The following is a 25,044-nucleotide window of genomic DNA, read 5'->3' on the forward strand; positions in this document are numbered from 1 at the left end:
ATTGAGCGATCACCTTTTGAGACGGCCCCTTGCACACTAATCAAAGGAATAATTTTTTAATTTCCGTATCATACTCTTCCTGCTTGAAAATAAACGGCGGAATCTTCTCTAAATATACCCCAGCAGCCATCCTCCCGCCAGCCCCGCAAGGACAACCAGCCAAGGCGGCAGCTTCCAGTAGACAAGCATTCCGAACAGCAATAAGGCAAGCACAAAATCCTGCGGCTCCTGCACGGCAGTAATCCATAACGGATTGTAGAGCGCTGCAAGCAAGATGCCTACTACGGCCGCATTGATGCCTACCAGTGCGCCTTGCACCTTCGCATTGTGCCGAAGAATACTCCAGAACGGCAACGCTCCTGCCATAAGCAGAAAAGCAGGCAGGAAAATCGCTACCGTTGCCACTAACGCTCCCTTTACGCCGCTTATCATCGCACCGAGGTATGCCGCTATTGTGAACAGCGGTCCGGGAACGGCTTGCGCTGCACCGTATCCGGCCAGGAAATCTGCTTTGCTCATCCAACCCGTCGGTACCACTTCCCGCTCCAGCAACGGCAGTACCACATGACCGCCGCCAAAGACGAGCGAACCTGAGCGATAGAAGCTCTCGAACAAGGAGAGCAATCCCTCTCCTCCAACGAGCTGCCTTACAATCGGCAAACCTATGAGCATACTTAGAAAAAGCACCAGGCAGAGCATTCCTGCCCTTCTGCCGATGGGCACCGATACTGTAGCGCTAGCTTCCGTTCCTTGGGCTTGTCTATACAATAGATAACCGATTCCACCGGCCGCCAGGAGGATAAGAATCTGGCTTATGGCAGTCTGCCATAATAAAGTGATAGCCGCAGCCAAAATAGCCAGAGTTGCCCGGTTACGATCCGGCGCAAGCTTTTGCCCCATACTTAATACCGCTTGGGCAACGATTGCAACCGCTACAATTTTGAGCCCGTGAATCCAGCCGGAATTTCCGATATCGAAACCTTGCATAAGCAGAGCAAACAAGATAAGAAGGATAACCGAAGGCATCGTAAACCCGATCCACGCAGCTACTCCTCCAAGCCACCCTGCCCGCAAGATGCCTATCCCAATCCCAACCTGGCTGCTCGCAGGACCGGGCAGGAACTGCGCTAAGGCAACAAGATCGGCATAACTGCGTTCATCCATCCAGCGTCGACGCTTTACATACTCATTGTGAAAATAACCAAGATGCGCGGTAGGACCGCCAAATGAAGTGCATCCAAGCTTAAAAGAAACGACCAGTACTTCTAATAAAGGCTTCAAGTCGATTGTTCCTCTCCGGGTTTTTCATTTATTATATAAGTATAATGGCAAGCCGTTAATCTCATTTACAATTTTTTAACGTAAAAACTATAAATAGAAAGTGGGTTTTCCCGAAATGGAACCAAAATGGTTAGAGTGGACTAAACAAATGCAAGCTATTGCGCAAACCGGATTAACATACGCAAAAGACGTTTATGATATTGAGCGTTATGAAGCATTGCGTCAGATGAGCATTGAAATCTTAGCCGAATATACGTCCGTCAGCCATGAGCAGATCGCCCTTGCTTTCGCAAGCGACAAGGGGTATACCACGCCAAAAACCGATATCCGTGCGGTCGTGTTCCGCGATAACAAGATCCTATTAGTCCAGGAAAAAATAGACGGCGGTTGGTCTATGCCTGGCGGCTGGAGTGACATCGGTTATTCCCCTAAGGAAATCGCCGTAAAAGAAACGCAGGAGGAAGCCGGTTTCGATACCGCTGCCATTCGACTGCTCGCCGTACTCGACAAGAAATTTCATAACCATCCGCCAAGTCCCTATCATGTCTATAAAATGTTTATTCTTTGCGAGATCATTGGCGGCGAAGCCGCGGCAGGCGTGGAAACCAGCGATGTCGGTTTCTTCGGCATCGATGAGCTGCCTGAGCTCTCCATCGAACGGAATACGCTTGAACAGGTCCAACTGATGTTCGAGTATCTCCACAACCCGAATAAAGAAGTTATCGTTGATTAACCGTTTCTCTACCATGAAATGAAAAACACGCCGATCCTCGGGGATCGGCGTGTTTCCATTTATATGGATTACTGTTGAGTCGTCTTTTTCCAGTCTGCAGCAAATTTGTCCATGCCTTGATCCGTCAACGGATGTTTCGAGATCTGCTCGATTACCGAGAACGGAACCGTTGCGATGTGTGCGCCAGCCATTGCTACGCGAGTAACATGGTCAGGGTGGCGGACAGATGCCGCGATAATTTGCGCATCCAGGTTATGAACGCGGAACAGTTCAGCCACTTTCGCAACTAATTGAACGCCATCTTCGGAGATATCGTCCAGGCGGCCAAGGAACGGAGATACATAAGTGGCGCCTGCGCGTGCGGCAAGAAGCGCTTGGTTAACCGTGAAGATCAGGGTTACGTTTGTTTTAACCCCTTTTTTCGTCAGGTAACGGCAAGCTTCAAGACCAGCCAAAGTCATAGGCAGCTTGATTGTAATATTTTTATCGTAATTGTTAATTTTAATGAGCTCGTCGGCTTGCGCAATCATCTCTTCCGCTGTCAGCGCATCTGGCGTTACTTCCGCAGATACCGATTCAACTTCGGGTACTTCGCGCAAAATTTCAGCAATACGGTCTTCGAACTTAACGCCTTCTTTGGCAACTAGCGACGGGTTTGTCGTTACGCCGGACAATACGCCAATTTTGTAGGCTTTCTTAATATCTTCCAAGTTTGCTGTATCGATGAATAATTTCATTATTAACAACCTCCGAATAATATTATTAGTTAAATTCCTTAGCTAATTTTACTACGTTTTTCGTGCTGAATCCAAAGTATTCCATAACAGCAGTTCCAGGGCCGGAAGCGCCAAACGTATCGATGGACATTATTTTGCCCTCTTTACCGGCATAACGGTCCCAGCCAAGCGAGATGCCTGCTTCAATCGTAATCCGTTTCGTTACCGCATCGGGAAGTACGCTTTGCTTGTACGCTTCGGACTGGCGATCGAACAGCTCACGGCTCGGCATAGCCACAACGCGAACCGAAATATTCTCTTGCTCGAGCTCTTTCTTCGCGTCAACGGCAAGGGATACCTCGGAGCCTGTACCAATCAGGATGACGTCAGGCTGGCTGTTTGTCTCCGTCAGGACGTAGGCGCCTTTTGCCACGTCTTCCACGTTAGCTTTCGTTTCTTCGTAGATCGGCAGGTTCTGTCTGCTGAGGATCAGGGCTACCGGACCATCCTGCTGCTGCAACGCGTAAGCCCATGCGCTAGCCGTCTCGTTCGCATCGGAAGGACGGATAACCGTCAGACCAGGAATCGTGCGGAGTGCCGCGAGCTGCTCGACAGGTTCATGAGTAGGACCGTCTTCCCCAACCGCGATGGAGTCATGCGTGAACACGTAAGTGACAGGCAGCTTCTGCAGCGCGGCAAGGCGAATGGACGGACGCAGATAATCGCTGAATACAAAGAACGTACTAACGAAAGGTTTTATGCCGCCATGAAGCGCCATACCGTTGCCTGCCGCACCCATTGCATGCTCGCGTACGCCGAAGTAAACGTTGCGGCCAGCGTAGGAGTCAACCGCAAACTTGCCTTCGCCGCGGATATCCGTCATCGTCGAATGGGACAGGTCGGCGCTGCCGCCAAAGATCGAAGGAACGATTTTCACGAAATGATTAATCGCTTCGCCGCTCGCCACGCGAGTCGAGATCGATTTCGAGGTGTCGAAGGTCAGAATGTCAGCCGCATCGAGCTTAAAGGTGCCATTCAGTACTTGACCAAACTCGCTGCCTTGCTCCGGATATTGAGCCGTGTACGAAGCAACCAGCTCGTTCCAAGCCGCTTCTTTCGCAGCACCTTGCCCTTTCAGTTCGGCAAAATGAGCTTTCACTTCTTCCGGTACCGTAAACTCTTCTTCATACTTCCAGCCGTAAACCGCTTTTGTAGCCACCGCTTCTTCCTTGCCAAGCGGATTGCCGTGTACTTTATTAGTACCCGCAGCTTTACTGCCGTAACCAATGATCGTACGTACCTCGATGATTGTTGGTTGGGAAGCGTTTTGCTTCGCTTTTTCAAGCGCTTCGGAAATAGCCGCAAGATCATTGCCATCCTCTACGCGCAAGTATTCCCATCCAGCAGATTCCGCTCTCTTGCGAACATTTTCCCCAAATGACAGATTAAGCTCGCCGTCGAGGGAAATATCATTCGAATCGTACAGTACGACTAGTTTGCCCAGCTTCATGTGTCCGGCCATCGACATTGCCTCATAGGAAATACCTTCCATCAAGCAGCCGTCTCCAACAAGAGCATACGTATAATGATCAACAACCGGGAAGCCTTCCTGGTTGTATTTCGCAGCCAGATGCGCTTCGGCCATCGCCATGCCAACCGCGTTCGCGATCCCTTGACCAAGAGGCCCCGTTGTCGCGTCAACGCCGTCCGTATGACCGAATTCAGGATGTCCAGGCGTCTTGCTGTTGAGCTTGCGGAATTGCTTCAAATCCTCGATGGAAACTTGGTACCCCGTCAAATGCAAAAGACTGTACAGCAAGGCGGAGCCATGACCAGCCGATAAAACAAAGCGGTCGCGGTTGAACCATTTGGCATTCGCGGGGTTATGGGACAAATGCTTGCCCCACAGGGCGTATGCCATTGGAGCCGCCCCCATCGGCAGCCCCGGATGACCGGAATTCGCGGCGTTGATTGCATCGATCGACAAAGTACGGATCGTATCGATGGATAATTGATCAATGTCCAGTTTGGTAAGCATATTCTTCATCCTTCCGTTTCGTTTCTGTATTTTCCTTCGAATCAAACCACCAATGGAAGCCGTCTTCGGCCAGCAAAGCGTCAGCTTCCGCCGGTCCATTGGAGCCCGCTTCATAAGATGCGAGCGGAACCAGATTCTCCTGGAATGCATCCAGAATCGGCTGCACCCAAGCCCAGGCAAGCTCCACCTCATCCCAATGCGCGAAGAAGGTCGGATTTCCGACAAGCGCATCGAAGATCAGGTTCTCGTAAGCCTCGGGAATATCCTTGCTGCTCTCATGCAGCTGGATCTGAACCGGCTTCAGTTCGCCGTTCTCCTTCGTATTGAGCTGAAGCATAATGCCTTCGTTAGGGTTGATCTCAATCAGAAGAAGATTAGGCGCTCCGCCAAGCGCAACCGTTGATGCTTGATGCAATGCTTCCTTGAACTCCACCACAATGCGGGTTGATTTCTCGCTTAGCCTTTTACCGGTCCGGATATAGAACGGTACTCCGCGCCAGAAATAATCATCCACTTGCAGCTTCGCCGCAATGTAAGTGTCGTTCATGGAGCCGGCGCCAATGCCGGGCTCGGAGCGGTAGCCTTTTACCGGATTGCCTCCGATCGAACCGGAAGTATATTGTCCGCGAATGACATTCGCGCTTACCTCCGATTTCGACAAAGGAATCAGGGCTTCCATAACCTGTTTCTTGTGCTTCCTTACATCCCCCGGCGAGCTGTTATGCGGCAGATGAATCGCGAGCATCATCAGCATTTGAAGCATATGGTTCTGGAACATGTCTCTAACGGCGCCTACATGATCGTAATACCCCGCGCGTTCTTCGACACCAACCGTTTCGCTTGCCGTGATTTGTACATTTGCTATATATCGGTTGCTCCACAGAGCTTGAATGATCGGGTTAGCGGATTCCAGAACTTCAAGGTTCTGAACCATTGGTTTGCCCAGATAGTGATCAATTCGGAAAATTTCTTCTTCGGCAAAAGATTTGCCGAGCTGCTCGTTCAGATCGCGGGCCGATTGCAGATCATGGCCGAACGGCTTTTCGATGACCAGGCGTTTCCAGCCTGCAGCCGAGCCAAGACCGCTCTCCGCAATATTCGAAGCGATGGTCGTGAAGTACTCCGGACCTACCGATAAATAGAACATCCGGTTGGGCTGAAGCTGAAGCGCACTTTCACGCTCCTCGATAATACCCAGCAATTTCTTATAATCATCCGTACGGCCGATATCGAGCACCGTATAGCGGAATTTGCGAATGAAGGATTGCATTAAAGCCTGATCTTGAATCTCGCGTCTTGAGAACTGGCGGAGAGACTGTTCGATATTCGATTGGAAGAACTCGTCGGTCCAATCCCGTCTCCCTAGACCAATAAGGGAAAAAGCCTCCGGAAGCTTTCCGTCAACGAATAAATTGTATAAGGCAGGATATATTTTTCTTTTGGCTAAATCGCCGGTAGCACCAAATAAAACAAACGTTACTGGTTCCATGGTTGCTCTCCCTCCAACAGAACTTTTGAGAAGCTTCTGTTTTATTTTTCTGTAATTCCACTATAATACGATTAGGAGCCATACAAGTAATTAATATATTTTACAGGAGCTATCGACCACGTCTATGACTAATAACTATGAACTATACAAAGTGTTTTATTGGGCTGCCAAAACGGGCAGTTTGACCCAGGCTGCAAAAGTACTCTACCTTACTCAGCCAAGCGTTAGCCATGCGATCAAGCAACTCGAGGAAAGCTTTGGTCTGACGCTGTTTTTCCGCAATTCCAAGGGGGTTGCCCTAACCCAGGAAGGCACGATTTTGTACTCCTATATCGAGCAGTCCCAGATCTTGATCAACATGGCCGAAGAGAAAATGATTGCGCTTAAAAATTTGGACAACGGCGAGCTTCGAATTGGCGGCAGCGATTCCTTGTTTAAACATTATCTGCTCCCTTACCTGGAGGATTTCATCAAGAAATATCCCGGCATCAAGCTGCATTTGAACCATGGCACGACGCCGGAAGTGATTACTTTTCTGAAAGAGGGCAAAATAGATCTTGGAGTTGTCCGCATGCCCATCGTGGATCCCCAGCTTGAAGTCAAGGAAAGCTTTCAGCTTCAGGATTGCTTTGTGGCCGGGGCGGTTTATAACGATCTGAAAAACAGGGTCTTGTCCCTAAACACCCTGCTTCAGTATCCCATCATTCTATTCTCCCGCAACAGCCGGGCTCGTATGACGATCACAGAGATTTTCCAGAGCTACGGTTACACGATCAAGCCGGAAATTGAGGTCGGCAGCGTCGATCTGCTGATCGAGTTCGCGCGCAGAGGTCTCGGGATCTCGTATGTTACCCGCGAGTTTGTCGCGAAGGAGCTTGCGGAAGGCTCCTTGTTCGAGATCCAGCTCGACATTCCGCTTCCTCCATCCCACATCGGAATGATGAACATGCGGAATATGCCGCTGTCCAGCGCAGCCAAGCGGTTTATCGAGCAGATAAAATAATAAGAAAGAGCCAAGAACGAATGGTTCTTGGCTCTTTTGTACCCGCCTCTTATTAACTCAGCTTTTTCCCCATACATACGCTTTCTTCGCTGCCGACATAAGGCCCATAGTTGGCAACCTGGACATAGCCCAATTTCTTGTACAACGAAATCGCTTCCGGCTGTCCCGTCCCCGTCTCGAGGAGCGCATCCCGCTTCCCTTCCTCGGATGCCCATAGCTCCAGCTCTTTCACGATTCGCTGTGCGATTCCTCTGCCCCTTGCTTCCTCCTTGACAAACATGCGCTTGATCTCAACGGTATGCTCGTCCCCGGCCTCCCTGTAACAGCCGCAGCCAACCGGTACGTCATTCAGGTAAGCCACGACGGCATTGGCATCCAGCTTGACTTGATTATGCTCATCAAAAAACTGCTGCGTGTCCGGGTATCGGCTCCAAAGATCCTTATCGAGCAACTTAATCAACTCGCGGAAATCAGCATGGTCAGCAGCGACTCTTATGAATTGAATCATTGTCATTTTCCTCTCCTAGCTGAAACTTATAAATTCTATTGTAATATAGAAAAGCCAAGAAAAGCACCAGGCTCTTCTTGGCTTCAACCATTTCATTTTAAATTAAATGCTCAACCTTAACACCCTCAGGCAATACATGAAGCACCTGCTTGCGTACAGCTTCGTCATTCAGCTCCCGGCCGAAAATAACAACCGTGCCTCGGTCATCGCGGGCGCGGATTAGGCGGCCTATGCCCTGCCTTAGCCGCAGGAGCATGTACGGCATGTCTACATCAGCAAACGGATTCGCGGAATCGCTGCGCCTCGCTTCAAAGACCGGATCATTAGGAGGGAACGGCAGCGACCACAGGATCACCTGCGACAAGGATGGGCCCGGTATGTCCAGTCCTTCCCACAAAGTGACCGCGCAGAGCACGCTTGTCTCGTCATTCTGGAATTCGGCAATGAGATGGCTGATTTCAGCCGAACCCTCGAATAAGAACCGGTAGCTGTCCGTAAGGCCAAAGTTATCCGCTTCCTTCCGGAAAAGTTCCAGCTCCTCCGTGGAAGGGAACAGGAATAACGTACGTCCGCCTTTTTGCTCCAAGAGCTTCACGGCAGCTTTCATCTTATCCGTCCAGCTCAGCTCGGCTACCGATCCGCCAGGCATATGCACCTGCATCTGTTCCTCATATTCGTATGGGGAAGGCACCGAGAAGGATAACGCCTGCTCAATCCCCAAGCTTTCTTTGATATAATCAAATGCTCCTCCGACGGACAAGGTTGCCGAAGAGAAGACGATAGGCATTTTCTTCGAAAACACCTGCTCCTTAAGCACTTCCTTGACCCATCTTGGCATGATTACTAGAGTAAGACCATCCTTATCCTCCGAAGCCCAACTGATCGGCTTCTCTTCGCGCTTGAACAGAGACAAGGCAAATTGAATCATTTCGATATGCTCTTCCACAATTTTGAGCTGGTAATCATCGATCGTAAACAAGCCGCTTTCGAACACAAGCTCTTCCTCTATGGAAGCCAGCATGTCCTGCAGACGGTTCACCTCGCGGACCAGTTCCGGGCTCCAGAGCACTTCCTTCCGGCTGGAAGCCGGTACAGCCTTGCTGTTGCGAGCGATAAGCGCGAATAAATGATCGCTTTGGACAATCGCATCCTCTACCGCGAGCGCGAGCGTTTCCCGAATCTCATCCTGCAAAAGGCGCGTAATAATGCTCTCGAATACCGCATGGTTCAGCTTATACGTTAACGCCTTCTGAGCCGCGGTCTCAAGCAGATGTCCTTCGTCAAAGACGACCGAGCTATGCTCAGGCAGGAGCGGAAGCTGACCTTCGCGCTTGCGTGCCTCGTAGGTCCATACATGTTCCATGTAGAAGTCATGCGAGCATATGATCAGATCGGCAGCTTTCCGGTAGTGATCGCGGGATAAGGTCTGGCCGCAGCGATGTCTCCGGTCGCAAACCAGACAATCCTGAAACACATCCCAGCCCAGCTTGGACCATTGTCCGTCGTTTAATGACGGGTAGTCTTTGCGGTTGCCGTAGGGATGGAAGCTTTGCATCGTCTCCGGCTTATGGACAAATGAAGGCAACTCTCGGAAAATCTCATCGAAAACCTCCGCGTCCTCATCTAAAGCCGCTCTCGCATCGTCGAGTTTATTCAAACAAATATATTGATCGGGCGATTTCCCGAGTCGGGCATCAATCGTAAACTCCAGGTATTGGGCCAGCTTGGCGATATCCCCTTCCGGCTTTACTAACTGCTCGATCAGGGATTCGTCGGCGCATGCGATGATAGCCGGCTTTCTGGTGTAACGGGCGTAGCTGATGGCATAGAGCAGATAAGCAAGGGTTTTCCCCGTTCCGACTCCCGCTTCCGCAAATATCGTTTGCCTCTCGGCATAAGCCCTTTCAAGCTGAAAAGCCATATAGATCTGCTCATCGCGAACCTCAAAGCCCGCTTCCGGCAGCTGTTCGTAAAAGACATCCGCAATCCAGTCGCTTGCCTGCTGAATGAATGGCAGCTTGGGATCGAACTCAAATGGATAATGATTGCTCACTTATTTTCCTTCCTCCATAAAGCACAAACGGCTGCGTTCCCTGACGCAGCCGTTTGGCTATTCCCCCGTAAATTAAGTACTAAAAGTCAAATTCCGACTTTGGCTTGCGCGGCTTCGGCTTTGCTTTCTTCTGAAGAGCCGGCAAGTGCTTCATGCTTCGTCCCATCGGTCCCTTGCACATTGGACACAATTGTTCTTCGGCAGCCATTTCATCCCGAATCCATGCTTTGCAATCTGGATTTTTACATTTCAAAATTTTGGTTGGTATTAGTTTTGGTTTCGTGATGTCTTCGCTTGTAGCCACTTTTTTTGCATCCTTTCCTTAACGCGTAAAAACAAACTTCGATTAATATATCACTTCCATAGCTCCTAAGTCAAAGGGGCTAGGCCGTTTTTTCGAAAGAAAAAATTCACCCCTGGATGGGGTGAATTATTCATCAATATTCAGGCAAATTTACGCTTGTTTTCCTACTTCAATTTCAATGGAAATTTTCACTTCGTCGCCAATCAATACGCCGCCTGTTTCCAGTGCCGCATTATAGGTCAATCCGTAATCGCTGCGCTTAATGGAGCCTTTGCCGCTGAAGCCGGCCTTCTCATTGCCCCACGGGTCTTTACCCGCTCCTTCAAAGGTAACGGAGAAGGTTTCCGAACGAGTGACGCCATGAAGGCTGACATCACCTGTCACTTCATATTCATCATCATCGGTCTTCACGATGTTGGTAGATTTAAATGTCAATTCAGGGAACTGGGCAATATCGAAAAAGTCGCCGGTACGCAAATGATTGTCACGATCCGCGTTGCGTGTATCAATGCTGCTCAGATCAACCGCGAAGCTGATAGCCGCCGTCGTCAGATCCGCAGGATCGGCATCGATCTCTGCCTCGAATTTGTGGAAGGTGCCTTTAACCTTTGCGATCATCATGTGCTTAATGGTGAAATCTACGCTGCTGTGCGTGAAGTCTACTATCCATTTCGAATTTGCCATGAATATTCCCTCCGAGTCATCATTATTAACTTACTAATTTTTATTAAATTAATAATATATACCTAATAACGATATTATCGGAAAAATAATCCATTGTCAACGATTTCCTAACTGCCAGAACGGAAATGCCGATACCAAAGACCATACACCTAAAACAAGCAAAACAACACCGGATATTACGTTAATCCATCTCATGGCCTTTGCATTCAGAGCCGTTCGGATTATCCCTACCAGACCGGCGAGAAGAAGCCACCACAACGTGGAGCCAAGGAAGATTCCCAACACAAGCAGGAGCGAGTCCCCTGTTGTTGATTGCGCGGAATGCTGGATGCCCGCAAAGATAGCCGCAAACGATAAGATCGTCATTGGGTTTGTCAGAGTCAGAAGGAATGTTGTCAAATAAGCTCTCGCCAGTCCGTTATTTAACTGAAGCTCTTTCCCGCTATGCGGTAAAGCCCGGACCGATTGATAACCTAAGTAACATAGAAACAAGCCGCCAATAAATTGAATCCACATACGCTGGTCAAGCAGTATATTCGTTAGCGCCGTAAATCCAACCGCGGCAATGAGCCCGTATACGGCATCCGCGGAAGCCGCTCCTAGCCCGGACAAGACACCATACCATCGGCCTTGGTTGATCGTTCTTTTCATACACAACACGCCAATCGGCCCAACAGGGGCTGCAATTGACAAACCTACAAGGACCCCGCTCCACATACTCATGCTGATTGTTCCACTCCTGTTTTACAGGGTTATCCTCATTAGAATTCCTGCAATCTCGATGTCTTCCTCATTCTTTAACACTTTTAAGTCGTATGGTTTAAACCCGAATTGATTATACATAAGCAGAGCTTTTGTATTTGTACTGTGGCAGATCAAGTTCAATTCTCTTAGTCCAAGCTCTTCTTTAGCCCGTTTCAGCATCGTCTGGATTAAAAACCTCGCCGCCCCAATACGGCGGAATTGCGAGCTGATGATGACATTGCCGAGCCATCCGCTGTTGCCTTCTTCTACATCGTATAGATTGGAGTACCCGGCCGGCTCGCCGTTATATTCAATTACCGTTGGCACTCTTCTGGTTAACGACACCTCGTATAGTTTCTCCGGATCGATCGGAAACGTTCCTTTCGGAAACATATAAAAGGCTTCCGAGGCATTGGCAGGAAAAGCGGCAATTCTCTTAAAATCTTCTTGCGTGCTGTCGCGAAACGTAAGCAAGACAATACCCCCTTTAATAATCCCAAAGCATTCCTATTATAGCATTGTTTTTTCTGATTCATTACTCATATAAGCCATACTTCACCTTTATCCTCTCCAGCTTTTCCAGCATCGGCTTAGCAAGTATAAATAGAAAAATGACGGTTGCCGCAGCATGGATGATATCAAACCAGAATCCTGAGGCATAGTTTGCGATCAAAGCTTCTCGAGAAAAAGAAGGCGTAAACATCAGCATCGAGCCGATATTAATGATTCCTCCGTATACGACGAAAGTCGCTAGTCCGCCAAATAAACATAACGTAAGCTTATTCGTCCTCATCCAGCCCTTTCTGAACAGGAGACCCGCAATGAAACCAATGATGCCGAAGCAAAACATTTGCCAGGGGGTCCACGGTCCTTGCCCGAAGAAGAAGTTCGAGACGAAGCCTGAAGTCGCCCCGACCAGAAACCCTGCCTCCGGACCAAAGCTCACTCCTGCAATAATGACAATCGCCACGACCGGCTTAAATTGGGGGAGCATAAAAAACGCTGCTCTGCCCGCTACGGCAATAGCAGATAATACGGCAATAATGATCATCTCCCTCGCTTGCGGCTTTCTCCGCTCGAACACCATAACAAACGGAAGCATCGTATAGAGAATAATCAGCAGACTTATAAAATAATACTTTCGGTCATCCAGGGCAAATACTCCAAGCAGAATGGTTGCCGGGATCACAATAACAATGAGAATTGCGGTGATTAGCGTTCGCTTGCCGAACCGGCTTCGCGCTTCTTCTATCCCTTGTTCCTGCATAGCTCAATCACATCCTCTGCCGTTACCGCATGTCGCCAGACATGACGCGCCATACGGTTCGCGGCTGTCGTATAGAAGCTGTTTCCGGCGAAAAAGTTCTTCGCTTGCCCGCTTGATGTGATGCCGCCGTCAAAGAACATGGCGCATACATCCGCATATTTGGCGCAAAATTCGATATCATGGGAGACCATCATAATCGTAACGCCGGCTGCATTCAACTGCTTCAAGTAGGAAGCAAGCTTAGTCTTGAAAAAGCTGTCGAGCCCTTTCGTAGGCTCATCCAATAGAAGGATCCGGGGCTCAAGCAGCAATACCTTCGCTAATGCCGCTCTTTGCTGCTCCCCTCCGCTGAGATCATAGGGATGCATGGCTAGGAGCGGTTGCAGTTCAAGAAACTCGCATACCGACTGAACTTTGCTTGCCTTCTCCTCCTTCGTCATTACGGAATCGGACAGCATTTCGAATAAATCTTGCTCAACCGTCTTCTTCACGAACAGATGCTGCGGATTTTGCGGAAGGTAAGCCAGATTGTTCCGATACAGCTCTGCAGCCTTCATCGATGCTACATTTTCCCCTCCGATATAGACCTTGCCGCGATAGGGCTGGTAGAGCCCTCCGGCCAGAGATAGAGCAGTCGTCTTCCCCGTTCCGTTACCGCCAACTAAACAATAGAATTGTCCTTCCTTCACTTCAATAGACAAGTCTTTAATAATATCAGGGCCATTTTTCTCGTATTTGAACCATACATCCTTGAATCGGATGGCTGAGTGTTTGGCTGCTGATGAAGAAGCAGGAACAACAGATCCCCCAGTAATGGGTGCTGTTTCGCGGATGAGCGGTTTTCCCATGATGTAGCTGTCTAACCACAGACGGCCTTCCTTTACAGTTACCGGATAAGAAGAGTCACTTGCTAGTCCGGCGTAAATCTGCGCAGGCGACGGCATAGCTGTAAACATCGGATGATTCATCTGCCACAAGGCCTCCCCTGCTTTACGGGGATGCTCATCTACAATGATCCTGCCGTCATCCATGACAATGAACCGATCCGATACCGGAAGCACTTCTTCGAGCCGATGCTCGGTCATTATAATTGTCGTACCAAGCTCCTGGTTGATTTTACGCAAGGTTTCGATAAAATCGGCTGCGGCAATCGGATCAAGCTGTGAAGTTGGTTCGTCTAGAAGCAGCACCGACGGATGCATGGCCATAATGGAGGCAAGATTAAGCAGCTGCTTCTGACCGCCTGACAGCTCCGAAACCGGTTTATGGAACCAGGTCTGGATTCCGAAAAAGCTGGCCATCTCCGCTACGCGAAGCCGAATAGTCTGTTGATCAAAGCCCAAGCTTTCGAGCCCAAAAGCCAGCTCATGCCATACTTTATCGGTAACAACGCCATTATCGGGATTTTGTTGGACAAAGCCGATTTCGGAAGCTTGCGAACGCTGGTCCAGTTCTTGAATGGGCTCACCGCGGAATGCGATACTGCCGTCCCGCTTCCCATGAGGAGTCAGGACTGGCTTGAGTTGACGCAGCAAAGTGCTTTTTCCGCTGCCGGATTTCCCGCCAATCGTGACAAACTCGCCGCTCTGAACCGTTAAATGTATAGCCTGCAAAGCCTGCCTTTCCTGCAGCGGAAACGTAAAGCTTACATTTTGGATGTTATAGATCTCCACTTGATTGCCTCCATCGTATGTTGAATAACCGGTAGCATACACAAGCTCAAATAAGCCGCATAGATCACAAAGCTAAACGGTGTAATAGCCGCTGCTTTAATAGAAGGAAAAAACCTCATCGAATTCAACCCGTTCGCTTCGCCAATCAAGATCATGACAATCAGGCTGAGCATAACGGCCATAAATCGTATATCCCGGTTATCAAACCTATAAAGCGAATAACTGGTTCGGTTAGGCAGCCCGTAGCCCCTCGATTTCATCGAATCAGCCGTCTCTATTGCATTTTCCAGCGCCCAGGTTGTCATAATCGATAAGAGTTTCAGTCCGTTCCTGGCTCTCTGAAGGATGTTCCCTTGCGATACGTCTTTGCCTACGCTTCTCTGGGCATAAGAAATCCGCTTGATCTGTTCCTTGTATCTTGGAACAAATCTCAACACCATGGATAAAATGAGGGACATGGCCGGGATCAGCTTGCCGAATAAGTAGATAAATTTATCCGAGGTCATAACCGCGTTGTAGCAGGAGAACCAAATTAAGACGGTCGCAAATAGGCAGGCGGATGAAATCCCGTACAGGATGGATTCGAGCGTAACCGGATTACCGCTTTTTAAATAAAAAAGGATCGTAACGCCCGCATGATTAAAAGCCGGGTTTATAATTGCAGTAAAAAGCAGCAACGGAAGCATAAAAAACAGCTGGAACCGCACCGCTCCCTTGCCTCTCAGCAGAATGGAATAAACAGAGGCGCTAACCAGCGCGATGCCTTGCATAACGGGATGCATGAAGAACATGCCAAAGAGCAATACAGCTGTAAAATAAATAAAGTTTATTAATGGATGATAACCGGCAAATCCGCTTTGGTTCATGACTTAACCCCTGCTCCCGCGGAATAGCCGCCGACATCGCGTCCAAGATCGCAAGTGTATACCCACTCCACAACATCGCCGTCTTTCAAGGCGTACCTGCTCGCTCCATAGTTAGGAAACCAGCCGTTCACTTTATACATCCAACCGCTAAGCTCCCCGCAGTCGAATTCGTAAATATTTTGAATACCTTCGACATAGTTGCTGTTATAAATCGGAGTCATCTCAAACTCCATATGAATCTTGTTCTTCTTCATTTCCCGGAGAAGGACGTCAAAGACCGACTCGCCTTCATAAAAGGTAACTTTCTGCTTCGGATAAATAACGCCGTCCTTCGGTAAAACTTCAAGTTTATCTTTGTTGAAGCTGTCCAGATTGTTTAATATCGTTGCGGCGGACACCGACAGCGTAACGGTGAGCGGCTTCTTTTTGTCGATCTTTGCATCCTGCCACTCAACCGGCTTTGGCTTTCCCGATGGAACCGGATCCGTCTGATATTTATCCTTCGTCTCTTCAGGCGAAGCAGCCGGAGGTTTTGTTGCCGGAGTCGCTTCTGCCCCCTTCTCAGACCCCGTCCCGTTGCCGGCGGGTTTAGCCGATTCCGAAGGAGTTGGCGAAGGTTTAGGTTCACCTGCCGGCTTAACGGTCTCCGAGGCATGACCGCTGTCCGAATTCGAAGCAGGCGGCTTTTCAGTCGATGGAGACTGCTCTAGTCCCGTAGCTGCCGGCTCCTCGGAAGAGGTTGCGTTTGCCGGAGGGTTATCGGGTTCCGTTTGCTTTAACGGATTTTCTTCCGGTCCAGCTTGCGTTTGTTTTGCGGCGTTGCTAGGCAATGGTGTTGATGCAAACTCTTCCGCAGCTGCCGGCGAGGTCGCAGCCGCGCTCTCCGAGGTTGGGTTCTTTGCGTAATCCCCTCCCCAGAAGTAGGCAATCGCTAATACACCGATGATAAGCAGCGCGGACAGCCATTTTTTCTTGTTCACTCTAATTCCCACCTCTTTATGAAGAAATAACGAAGCAAGGGCATTCGAATGCCCTTGCTGAGGCCAAGCTTATTTCACGTCTGTCATGTCATAGAGACGGGTAACTCCGCTTTTGAACCTGTCGTAAGCGACCAGCGCATAAAATGCCTGATCCGTTGCCATCAGATCCACTTCGCCAGGCTGGGCTCCGCCATTACCGGTACCGCCGGATTTAACATGATAAAATCCGCCGCCCGTTGCCGAGTAGCCAAGCAATGCGTCCAGTACATTACGGCCGTTTTTCACAAAACGGGAATCGGTTTGCGGATCAATGCCAAGCGCGGTCAATGCGACAACGACTTGTGCGGAGCTCTCCGAGTTAACCGCCCCGCCGCTAGCGTAACCGCCATCGGCTTGTTGTGCATTGGAAAGCCATGTTATTCCGCGGTCAACGGCTGCCTTCACGGTTGAATTAGCGTTATAGTATGGCGCAAAGGCCTGCAGCACCATTGCCGTTATATCCGGGTCCGCTTCACTCGGCTTCTCGCCAAGCGCCCAGCCTCCTCCGGCAATCTCTCGATTAAGGATGAAATCAATCAAGAGCTCTTTGGTAGTCTGTGTTTTTACACTGGAGTCTGCCGGAATCGAGTAGCCTTTGCTGTCCAATGCAATCAGCGCAAAGATTGGTCCGTTAATTCCCTGCTTGATTACGGTCTCGTAGTCCGCCAAAGGTTTTGCCAGATCATAACCGGCTACATGATGGATGTCTTTTCCGATGGCCGTTAAAGCCAGAATAACGCGATCGTATTCCGTGTACTTCACCGAATGAAGCTTGCCTTCTTTTTCTTTTACCGTCTGTTCAACGTTGGAATAATAGTTGGCGTAATAGGAGTCGGGTACGGGCATGCCGGAACGCGCCAGCCCCAGAACCGTCCATTCCCCGCCTACGCTCGCAATCACCGGATCGGTTACGGTCTTTTGCAGGAAGGCAGCCGTTGTCTTGAGGTGACCCTGAACTTCCAGCTGCTTTGCGTCAACCGGACTGCTGCCGGCGTTGCCTGCCTGTTTATAATCGTAAGATCGCATCGCCACAACGGCTGCCATTTCGCGGGTAACCTTGGCTTGCGGATCAAATTTGCCGGACGATCCAGTCATCAAGCCTGCTTCTACGATGGTTGCGATATCAGACTGTGCCCATAACGATGCTGCCTGCAAATCTTTGATTGCGGTTTGCGGTTGTGCCGCTTTCATGCCAAGTGCCCGGACAATCGTCACGGCCATTTCTTCGCGCGTTATGCTTGCGTTTGGAATAAAATGCTTCTCATAGCCGTTCATATAACCGGCTTGGGCAACCGCATTGACATATGGCGCGAACCAGTCTTTCGAGGCTACATCCGTGAAACTAGCCGCAGGCGCGGTTGTTGGCAGAGCTAGAATGGATACGAGCATTTTTGCGAACTCTGCTCTTGTAACCGAGTCTTTCGGATGGAACTTGCCGCCGCTGCCTTGAACAAAGCTTTTTTCGGAAGCTAGCTCAACCGCTTGCTTTGCCCAAAAAGAGATTTGGGAAGCATCGGAATAGAGCTTTTCCAGTTCCGATTTCGGAGTCGTGTCTGTCCCGCCGGAACCGCCTGTACCAACCGTTCCTGAATCCGTATTTCCGTCGTCTCCACTGTTGTTGCCGTTCTCACCCGGCGTTTCCCAATCATCCGGATTAACTCCAAGATCGATACCTAGATCCGTTGTGTAACGCCATTGCAGATTATCCCCGTCTTTTAGTTCATAAAGACTTGCGCCATAGTTCGGGTAAACGCCATTGACGTTGTACATCCAGCCGCTTCCGCTGCCATGGTCAAATTCACCGTCACCTGCTATGGACTGAACATAAACACTGTTGTATTTCGGAGTAAAGACGTATTCGTAAATCAAACCTTTGCTGTCGAGTATCCGTTTGAGTACGCTCCATGCTGTATCTCCCGAACGAAGCTCGACTTTCGTGTTTGCAACGGTATAACCCTTGTTGATCGTCAATTTGTCAACGGATAAGGTTACGTACTTCGTTGGCGGAGGATTGCTTCCTCCACCGTCTACAACAATCGTGCTTTCAGCGAAAGCAACATAATCCGTAAAATGATTCGTCTTGATAATCAGATCAGAGCCGTTATCGTACGCGTATTCATTCTTGCCGCTTGCTTGACCGAGCGCATCGTTGGCGAATTTCGCAATCGAAGTGGCAACGCCGCCCTCGATATACGCAACGCTTTTGCCGCTCATCCCTTTAAGCGTCAAGGTAACGAACTGATTAAATTGCACGCGCGAGCTTCCGCCCATCGAAAAGGCAACTGCTACTTGATCCAGTTTTTTACCGCTTGCAACTATGGTCTTAATTTGATTTTGCAAGGCGGAATCGGAAGTATTTAACGTAGTAAGTAAATGAATGCCTGCTGAATCCCCGGATGTCACTTGCGTATCTTGCGGAATCAGGATGGAATTATTTCCTTTTACTGCATCAATCTGCGGCAGCGCGGTATTAAGTGGTAGACTAAGCTTTACACCGGATGTTTTACCGGCAGGAATAGAGATCCCTATTTGTTTGCCGCTGTCTGCCGATGTAACCGGAATGCGGTAATCAGCCGAATCATCCGGAACCGCTACTTGCGGCGTATTGCCTGCTGGGAGCGTCAGGTCACCGGGATTAGCCGGTTGTTCGGTAGATAGCGTGACATCCGTCATATCATAAAGCGATTTCTTCTGTTTCAGGAAACGGTCATAAGCAACCAAGGCATACGTACCTTGATCGGTCGCCATTCCGTTGACGCCACCCGTCTTGGTATGACGGAAACCGCCATCAGGCAAAGCATAGAGTAAGAATGCATCAATCAGGGAATGGCCGTTCTTCACAAAGCGGGGATCCGAGTTGGAATCGATCCCTAATGCGCTAAGAGCAACAATGACCTGCGCAATGCTCTCGCTCGAGGAATAACCTCCGTCATTGCTGCTTTGCGACTTGGACAACCAAGCGACTGCACGGTCGGCAGCTGATTTGACATCAGGGTTACTGTTATAATAAGGAGCCAAAGCTTGAAGCGTCATAGCAGTCAGGTCCACGTCAACAAAGCTGCCAAAGCCCCATCCGCCTGCATTTTCGGTACCTTTCTTAATCTCCTTATCAACCATGTATTGAATAAGATTGGCTCTTGTGGACTGAACTTCTACTCCTGCTACGACAGGAATAGCGTAATTGTGGCTGTCCAGTGCCAGCAAGGCAAAGGTAGGTCCGTTTATGCCTTGAGCAATAACTTTATTGAAATCTGCCAGCTTCTCGAGTTGATTGTATCCACCGACATCCGTTACATCTTTGCCAATCGAGGTCAGCGCCAGGATAACTCTGGAGTGCTCGGTATATTTATTTGGGTCTAAAACATTTTGTTTATCTTGAACAGCCGCTACGACCTTTTTGTAATAAGCGTCATAGTAACCATCCGGCACTTGGTAGTTGCCGCGTGCCAAGGTTAGGACTGACCACTCGCCGTTTAACGTTCCGAAGACGGGATTGCTTACCGTTGATAATAGATAAGCCAGATTGCGGTCAACGTATTGGCTGACTGTGCCTGCAGCACTTGCCTTGTATATAACCGTATAGGTCTGCGTTGCCTGGTTACCCGCACCGTCCGCCGCTTTGATAACAATCGTATTCAAACCAGATACAAGATCAGCCGTATATTGTCCGCTGGATGGTTGCAGCAGGTTCCCGTTCAGCTTCACTTCAGGGTCGATTGTCTGCTGAACGTTATCCGTAACCGATACCGAGAACGGAAGCTGTTGTGCCGTTACGACCTGATTGTTAACAAATCCATTAACCGTGATGGAAGGAGGAGTTGTATCCTGAGCTCCTGCCAACTCTGTCAAAGCTGAATTAACTTCCTCTTGCGTACTTTCAATATTTTGTAATGTTGCATATGCATGTTCGTAAGCTGGACCAATCTTCTCATCATTCAGCAATTCCTGTTTGACAGGTGAGCTGTTAATTTCAGCTACCGCTTCCGTTAATCCATCCTTGTTGGCAAGTCGGATTTCTCCCCATTCGCTGCCAAGGTCCGTTCCGTATCCGTATACGGTAAATTGAACACGGATGACATCGCCGTTTTGCGGCTCATAATTTGAGAAGCCAACGGGAGGGAACGCATTATTTACGGCAAACATCCAACCGGACATATTGGTGTAGTCAAACTCTCCAAGCCAATTCTCATCCACTTTGCCGCCAAGCACCGCATGATTGTCTTCCAGCATCTTTGTAAGGTAAGCTGGAAGCTCAACCGGTCTAGAATCGCTATCTTTTACTTTGGATAAATAAAAAGCGCTATCGATCGATCCCGTATGCTTGTAATTCTCTTCCCCAAGAAGACGGTCGACCAAGGCAGCGCCATTGTCCCCTTCATAAAAAGGCACTTTCACGGGTTCTTTCATATAGCCCTGGCCAAGCGTAAACTTCTCCACATCCAGCGTGACGTAACCTTCCGGCGTATCTGCCGGGTCGGCATAAGACACACGGGCTGGCGTTGCCGCAACGGATAAAGTTACCGCTATAACAAGCAGCCATACTAACCATTTATTTTTTTTCATTACAAGCTCCCTTTCTATAAATCTCTCATTCTCTTGCATAACTACCCATCCACACAGCAAAAAACCCTCCAACTCGTGAAAGTTGAAGGGTTTGGTCAAGTAAACATGTCAAAATAAGCATGCATAATGAACACCCTCCTATCGCTCGTAGAATTGCGGTGTAAAAAAGAATCAGGCAGGTATTCTGGCTCGAGCGTCAATGCCTATGCACCCTTCCCGGTTGCCCAGTGGATATGCGCATAAACTCGTCTCTTACAGCGGCGGGACCGCGTGGGATTCTCACCCAACTTCCCTTTTAACCAATCCAATACCATCGCCTTAACCGGCGGAAGGTATCATTGGCACCTGATACTTATCTCGTATTCAATTTGCTTGCTCATCATAACGAATATTCTTCGTTTTGTCATGCTAAATTTTTCAATTCCATAGGCCTATTCTCTCAGCTGATCCCCGTGAAAGACCCGCAAAATAAACTCCCGGTCGGGTACATCCAGCTTTTCGTAGGAAGCAAGGAATGCCGAATTATCATATTCCGCCTCCTGCAATTGCACCTCAAAACCCTGCTCGCTCACCGTAACGATCGCGTACCTCGCGGTAGACTTATTGTTGCAGCCAAGGGAACCTGGATTCACAAACGTTTGTCTTTTGCTGACGAAATAATGTACCGGATGATGATGTCCGAATCCAATCAATGCGTCTTCGCAACCGTTGAACAGCTTTTCCAGATTGGATAGGCTTGGCTCAACGATTGGGCTAAACGGATCTTTGCTAATCGGATCGTTAAACTTGTCAGGCGCAATATGATAATGGGTAAAAAGCATCCTTCTGCCGTACGCTTCGGTCCGGATCATGCGAGGCATTCGTTCCAGCAGCGGGACAAACGACTTGTCCATTCTTTCCGCAATCCACCTATGATGCCGTTCCGAATGGTAATGGCTTTCCGGATAAGATTCACCCTTGATAATCGCGAGCACGGCTTCATCGTGATTGCCGGACACAAAGGATACATCCTCCCTGGAGAAAAGCGCATGAAGCACTTCATTCGTATCCGGTCCGATACCGATCATGTCCCCCAAGCAATAGATGGAGTCGATCTGTTGCAAAGTGTCGATCTCATGAAGGGCCGCTTTTAACGCAGGCATATTGCCATGGATATCCGTTATTAACGCAAACCTCTTGTTCATGCTCTCCACCCTTCCTGCTCGTTAGGCCGGCTTATTCCTTCGTGATGCTCCGGATCGAACCGTCTGCGGAGCCCACGATAACAAGGCTTGCCATATGGATAAACAATCCGTTGTCCACAACGCCGGGAATCCGGTTCAGGTCATCATGAAGCGCTTCCGGATCCGCAATAGCCCCAAACTCGCAATCCGCAATATAGTTGCCGTTATCGGTCACATACAGCTCATCGCCATTCTTGCGAAGCTTCGGTTCGCAGCCCAGCTTGCGAAGCTTCTTCACCGTCAGCTCGAACGCAAACGGAACGATTTCGACCGGCAGCGGGAATTTGCCGAGCTGCTTCACGTCCTTGCTCTCGTCCACGATAATAATCAGCTGCTTGCTTGCAGCCGCTACAATCTTCTCGCGGAGCAGAGCGCCGCCTCCGCCTTTGATTAAGTGCAGGGCAGGATCTACTTCATCCGCCCCGTCAATCGTCAAATCAAGCACGTCGACATCGGCAAACGGCATCATCGGAATGCCAAGTTCTTTCGCCAGCTGCTCGGATTGAACCGAAGTCGCGACCGCTTGGATGGATAACCCTTCTTCTTTCACCCGACGGCCAATTGCTTGAATCGCCCAATAGGCGGTAGAGCCCGTTCCAAGTCCTACTTTCATCCCGTCTTTAACGAGTTCAACTGCTTTTTCTGCTGCAATGCGTTTCGATTCCATGAGATCACCTTATTTATTTAGAATTTGTGCAAAGGATTTAATATTTAGTATAACAAAGCTATGAATGTTAGGAAATATAGGGCAGGTTTATATTCTTTATTAAATAAAAGGCACATTCCTGCTCGATCCGAGCGGGAATGTGCCTTTACGCATTATTTCTTTAAATAAACCATGCCGATATCGGGCAAGCTTTGTACACAGCCCTTCTTAACAATCTTATACCGCGAAGATATGATTGCCGATGTGAACAATTTGCTTGCGGGACCAGATCCACTTCGACGTAGCCGTCTTCGGATTAAAATAATACAACGCGCCTTGCGAAGGATCGTTGCCGCCAAGCGCATCAAGCGCGGCTTTGTAGGCTGTAGAATCCGGCTTCAACTTGTATTGGCCGTCATCTACCGCCGTAAATGCGCCGGATTGTTCGATGACGCCTTTAATGGTTTTCGGGAAGCCGTCTGCATCAAGACGATTTAATACAACCGCCGCAACGGCAACCTGGCCCTTGTAGGACTCTCCGCGCGCTTCCGCATAAACGATACGTGCCAGAAGATCGAGCTCTTCCTGATTTGCGGAGACCTTTTTCAGCTCGGTCCAGGTTTTCTCCTCCGCTACACCATCCGGTTTAAGTCCGTAATCCGCCTGGAATTTACGAACGGCCTCTTCCGTCATTTTGCCGTAAAACGTCGTAATCGCCGAATTATCGAAATAGCCCATCGTCTTCAGACGGAACTGTAAATCCGGCACATCCGGACCGTAGCTGCCATAGCTGAGCGTAGCGGGCGCCGCTGCTTTCGCAGCCTGAAGCGGCATGGCGACCGTCATCATAAATGCTAGAATAATGGAAATACTATATTTATAAATTTGATTATTAATCAACATTAATACTCCTCTCATTTTATTAATATTTGTATAAATCATTAATTGGAATAATTTTGTTATGCAACGGCAGGTTTTTTACGAGTTTAACATACAAAAAAAATTATAGTAACCCAAATACATTAATTACATTTATTTGCTAAGCTAACTTTTTCCTTACGCTTGGATCGTTCCGATTGTCCCCTATCGCTTGAATTGGTACAATATAGGAAGATTTGAAGCGAGGTGAACAGCATTGAATGTGATCAAAATCAAGGATCGGCAGGAGCTCGACCGGCGTGTTCCGATGATGCCCTGGTATGTGGAGAAATTTATCAATTATAAGCTTCCCGACCTCTCTCCCTCTTCATTGCTGGAGTATGTCAGAGATTACGAGACGTTTATGGGATGGCTGATTGCGGAAGGATTATCGAGCGCGGAAAAGGTGAAGGATGTCCAGCTTATCGAGCTTGAACGACTGCATATGGACAGCATTGATTCCTTTCGGATGTTCCTTGCCACCAATCCGAATCATAGCAATACCAGAACGACCATTACGCGCAAGCTGTCGTCTCTAAGGTCGCTCTTTCATTACTTGAGCCAGATCGCCGAGGATGAGGAGTTCTATCCGCTGCTGAAGCGGAACGTGATGGCCAAGGTCTCGATCAAGCGGACGCATAAGCCGAAAGACACGGCGGCCAAGCTGGAAGGCAAGCTGCTGCAGGAAGAAGAAATTCACGAATTTCTGGCCTATATTCATGCCGATTACGAGAAGGATGTTGCGGAGAACAAGCAGGCGTTATATTCCTATCAATTGAATAGAACCAGAGACAGCTGTATTATCAGTCTCATTCTTCATTCCGGCCTTCGCGTCTCCGAAATCGTCAATCTCAATACCGATGACATTGACGTGAAAAAGAAGCTCGCCTATGTTTACCGAAAAGGCAAGAATGACGACACGTTCAAGACTCCCGTCTATTTCCGCCAGGAAGCGGTTGATGATTTAACGGCTTATTTGCAAATGAGGGACTCTCATTATAAAGCGCCTAAACGCGAAAAAGCCCTCTTCCTTGCCATTGCTAACGGCAAAAAAGAAGGCTCTCGAATGACCAAACGCGCCATTCAGGAAATGGTAATCAAATATGCGAAGCGATTCGGCAAGCCTTACTTAAGCGTACATAAGCTCCGCCATTCGTTCGCAACCGATTATTACCTGCGTAACGATATTTATATGACCCAGGAGCAGCTTGGGCACGCCTCTCCCGAGACGACCCAAATCTACGCCCACCTTACAGATAAAACGATGGCGGAAGCGATCGACCGGATTAAACAAGCAAGCGAAGCCGCGAATTAAA

The 25,044-nt window shown here is 49.0% G+C and carries 21 protein-coding genes and 1 riboswitch; of the genes, 3 read left to right on the forward strand and 18 right to left on the reverse strand.

What is annotated here, in order from left to right; genetic code table 11:
• Positions 1–108: 108 nt before the first annotated feature.
• Entirely contained in the window at positions 109–1,281 is a 1,173-nt protein-coding gene (chrA, locus tag CFI03_RS28140) for a chromate efflux transporter (RefSeq protein WP_248762458.1), read from the reverse strand.
• 115 nt (positions 1,282–1,396) lie between these two features.
• Here chrA and CFI03_RS28145 point away from each other — a divergent pair, with 115 nt between their 5' ends.
• Positions 1,397–2,014: an NUDIX hydrolase gene (locus CFI03_RS28145; RefSeq protein WP_248762460.1), complete on the forward strand. Its 618-nt coding sequence runs from the start codon at positions 1,397–1,399 to the stop codon at positions 2,012–2,014.
• 68 nt (positions 2,015–2,082) lie between these two features.
• Here CFI03_RS28145 and fsa read toward each other — a convergent pair whose 3' ends face one another.
• Genes fsa through zwf form a run of 3 tightly spaced genes read right to left on the reverse strand, consistent with a single transcriptional unit; the run spans position 2,083 to position 6,257 of the window.
• On the reverse strand, positions 2,083–2,751 hold the full coding sequence (gene fsa / locus CFI03_RS28150; RefSeq protein ID WP_127491148.1) for a fructose-6-phosphate aldolase: 669 nt from the start codon (positions 2,749–2,751) through the stop codon (positions 2,083–2,085).
• 25 nt (positions 2,752–2,776) lie between these two features.
• Positions 2,777–4,768 carry a transketolase gene (gene tkt / locus CFI03_RS28155; protein ID WP_248762462.1) on the reverse strand — a complete coding sequence of 664 codons (1,992 nt, stop codon included), beginning with the start codon at positions 4,766–4,768 and terminating at the stop codon, positions 2,777–2,779.
• Positions 4,746–6,257: a glucose-6-phosphate dehydrogenase gene (gene zwf / locus CFI03_RS28160; protein WP_248762463.1), complete on the reverse strand. Its 1,512-nt coding sequence runs from the start codon at positions 6,255–6,257 to the stop codon at positions 4,746–4,748. The genes tkt and zwf overlap by 23 nt, the downstream gene beginning before the upstream one ends.
• A gap of 124 nt (positions 6,258–6,381) precedes the next feature.
• Between zwf and CFI03_RS28165 the strand changes: the two genes are divergently transcribed.
• A complete protein-coding gene (locus CFI03_RS28165; RefSeq protein WP_127491154.1) occupies positions 6,382–7,260 on the forward strand; it encodes a LysR family transcriptional regulator in 879 nt (292 codons plus the stop codon).
• A 52-nt stretch (positions 7,261–7,312) separates the two neighbouring features.
• Here the strand turns inward: CFI03_RS28165 and CFI03_RS28170 are convergent, their stop codons facing one another.
• The 14 genes from CFI03_RS28170 to CFI03_RS28235 form a co-directional block, all read right to left on the reverse strand.
• Positions 7,313–7,768 carry a GNAT family N-acetyltransferase gene (locus CFI03_RS28170; protein WP_127491157.1) on the reverse strand — a complete coding sequence of 152 codons (456 nt, stop codon included), beginning with the start codon at positions 7,766–7,768 and terminating at the stop codon, positions 7,313–7,315.
• A gap of 97 nt (positions 7,769–7,865) precedes the next feature.
• Positions 7,866–9,821 carry an ATP-dependent DNA helicase gene (locus CFI03_RS28175; protein ID WP_248762464.1) on the reverse strand — a complete coding sequence of 652 codons (1,956 nt, stop codon included), beginning with the start codon at positions 9,819–9,821 and terminating at the stop codon, positions 7,866–7,868.
• Between the two features lie 79 nt (positions 9,822–9,900).
• Positions 9,901–10,125: a cold-inducible protein YdjO-related protein gene (locus CFI03_RS28180; RefSeq protein ID WP_085982415.1), complete on the reverse strand. Its 225-nt coding sequence runs from the start codon at positions 10,123–10,125 to the stop codon at positions 9,901–9,903.
• A gap of 150 nt (positions 10,126–10,275) precedes the next feature.
• Positions 10,276–10,809, reverse strand: coding sequence for a YceI family protein (locus CFI03_RS28185; RefSeq protein ID WP_248762465.1), 534 nt, complete (start codon positions 10,807–10,809; stop codon positions 10,276–10,278).
• 96 nt (positions 10,810–10,905) lie between these two features.
• Positions 10,906–11,532, reverse strand: coding sequence for a LysE family translocator (locus CFI03_RS28190; RefSeq protein ID WP_248762466.1), 627 nt, complete (start codon positions 11,530–11,532; stop codon positions 10,906–10,908).
• A gap of 21 nt (positions 11,533–11,553) precedes the next feature.
• Positions 11,554–12,027 (reverse strand): GNAT family N-acetyltransferase, encoded by a 474-nt coding sequence (locus CFI03_RS28195; protein ID WP_248762468.1) that lies wholly within the window; start codon positions 12,025–12,027, stop codon positions 11,554–11,556.
• A 61-nt stretch (positions 12,028–12,088) separates the two neighbouring features.
• A complete protein-coding gene (locus CFI03_RS28200; RefSeq protein ID WP_248762469.1) occupies positions 12,089–12,820 on the reverse strand; it encodes an ECF transporter S component in 732 nt (243 codons plus the stop codon).
• Positions 12,802–14,493 carry an ABC transporter ATP-binding protein gene (locus tag CFI03_RS28205; protein ID WP_248762470.1) on the reverse strand — a complete coding sequence of 564 codons (1,692 nt, stop codon included), beginning with the start codon at positions 14,491–14,493 and terminating at the stop codon, positions 12,802–12,804. The genes CFI03_RS28200 and CFI03_RS28205 overlap by 19 nt, the downstream gene beginning before the upstream one ends.
• On the reverse strand, positions 14,466–15,359 hold the full coding sequence (locus CFI03_RS28210; RefSeq protein ID WP_248762471.1) for an energy-coupling factor transporter transmembrane component T: 894 nt from the start codon (positions 15,357–15,359) through the stop codon (positions 14,466–14,468). The genes CFI03_RS28205 and CFI03_RS28210 overlap by 28 nt, the downstream gene beginning before the upstream one ends.
• Positions 15,356–16,339: a DUF4430 domain-containing protein gene (locus CFI03_RS28215; protein ID WP_248762472.1), complete on the reverse strand. Its 984-nt coding sequence runs from the start codon at positions 16,337–16,339 to the stop codon at positions 15,356–15,358. The genes CFI03_RS28210 and CFI03_RS28215 overlap by 4 nt, the downstream gene beginning before the upstream one ends.
• 69 nt (positions 16,340–16,408) lie before the next feature.
• Positions 16,409–20,941 carry an S-layer homology domain-containing protein gene (locus CFI03_RS28220; RefSeq protein WP_248762474.1) on the reverse strand — a complete coding sequence of 1,511 codons (4,533 nt, stop codon included), beginning with the start codon at positions 20,939–20,941 and terminating at the stop codon, positions 16,409–16,411.
• Positions 20,942–21,098: 157 nt separating this feature from the next.
• A riboswitch (cobalamin riboswitch) is annotated at positions 21,099–21,277 on the reverse strand.
• 95 nt (positions 21,278–21,372) lie between these two features.
• A complete protein-coding gene (locus tag CFI03_RS28225) occupies positions 21,373–22,125 on the reverse strand; it encodes a metallophosphoesterase family protein (RefSeq protein WP_248762475.1) in 753 nt (250 codons plus the stop codon).
• Between the two features lie 31 nt (positions 22,126–22,156).
• The gene (gene rpiA, locus CFI03_RS28230; RefSeq protein WP_248762476.1) at positions 22,157–22,831 is read right to left on the reverse strand and encodes a ribose-5-phosphate isomerase RpiA; all 675 of its coding nucleotides are present in this window, start codon (positions 22,829–22,831) and stop codon (positions 22,157–22,159) included.
• Between the two features lie 216 nt (positions 22,832–23,047).
• Complete coding sequence (locus CFI03_RS28235) at positions 23,048–23,713, reverse strand: cell wall hydrolase (RefSeq protein ID WP_248762477.1); 666 nt, start codon at positions 23,711–23,713, stop codon at positions 23,048–23,050.
• Between the two features lie 232 nt (positions 23,714–23,945).
• Between CFI03_RS28235 and xerS the strand changes: the two genes are divergently transcribed.
• Positions 23,946–25,043 (forward strand): tyrosine recombinase XerS, encoded by a 1,098-nt coding sequence (gene xerS, locus CFI03_RS28240; protein ID WP_127491185.1) that lies wholly within the window; start codon positions 23,946–23,948, stop codon positions 25,041–25,043.
• Position 25,044: the final 1 nt, after the last annotated feature.

The sequence above is a fragment of the Paenibacillus sp. ATY16 genome (assembly GCF_003399985.2).
GTDB classification, from domain to species: Bacteria; Bacillota; Bacilli; order Paenibacillales; family Paenibacillaceae; genus Pristimantibacillus; species Pristimantibacillus glycanilyticus.

Excerpts from the sequence above, each read along its gene's own strand:
- CFI03_RS28165 (WP_127491154.1), top strand. The coding sequence starts at position 6,382 with ATGACTAATAACTATGAACTATACAAAGTGTTTTATTGGGCTGCCAAA.
- CFI03_RS28225 (WP_248762475.1), bottom strand. The coding sequence starts at position 22,125 with ATGAACAAGAGGTTTGCGTTAATAACGGATATCCATGGCAATATGCCT.
- rpiA (WP_248762476.1), bottom strand. The coding sequence starts at position 22,831 with ATGGAATCGAAACGCATTGCAGCAGAAAAAGCAGTTGAACTCGTTAAA.
- CFI03_RS28200 (WP_248762469.1), bottom strand. The coding sequence starts at position 12,820 with ATGCAGGAACAAGGGATAGAAGAAGCGCGAAGCCGGTTCGGCAAGCGA.
- tkt (WP_248762462.1), bottom strand. The coding sequence starts at position 4,768 with ATGCTTACCAAACTGGACATTGATCAATTATCCATCGATACGATCCGT.
- CFI03_RS28220 (WP_248762474.1), bottom strand. The coding sequence starts at position 20,941 with ATGAAAAAAAATAAATGGTTAGTATGGCTGCTTGTTATAGCGGTAACT.
- CFI03_RS28190 (WP_248762466.1), bottom strand. The coding sequence starts at position 11,532 with ATGAGTATGTGGAGCGGGGTCCTTGTAGGTTTGTCAATTGCAGCCCCT.
- fsa (WP_127491148.1), bottom strand. The coding sequence starts at position 2,751 with ATGAAATTATTCATCGATACAGCAAACTTGGAAGATATTAAGAAAGCC.
- CFI03_RS28210 (WP_248762471.1), bottom strand. The coding sequence starts at position 15,359 with ATGAACCAAAGCGGATTTGCCGGTTATCATCCATTAATAAACTTTATT.
- CFI03_RS28145 (WP_248762460.1), top strand. The coding sequence starts at position 1,397 with ATGGAACCAAAATGGTTAGAGTGGACTAAACAAATGCAAGCTATTGCG.
- CFI03_RS28235 (WP_248762477.1), bottom strand. The coding sequence starts at position 23,713 with ATGTTGATTAATAATCAAATTTATAAATATAGTATTTCCATTATTCTA.
- CFI03_RS28170 (WP_127491157.1), bottom strand. The coding sequence starts at position 7,768 with ATGATTCAATTCATAAGAGTCGCTGCTGACCATGCTGATTTCCGCGAG.
- zwf (WP_248762463.1), bottom strand. The coding sequence starts at position 6,257 with ATGGAACCAGTAACGTTTGTTTTATTTGGTGCTACCGGCGATTTAGCC.
- CFI03_RS28185 (WP_248762465.1), bottom strand. The coding sequence starts at position 10,809 with ATGGCAAATTCGAAATGGATAGTAGACTTCACGCACAGCAGCGTAGAT.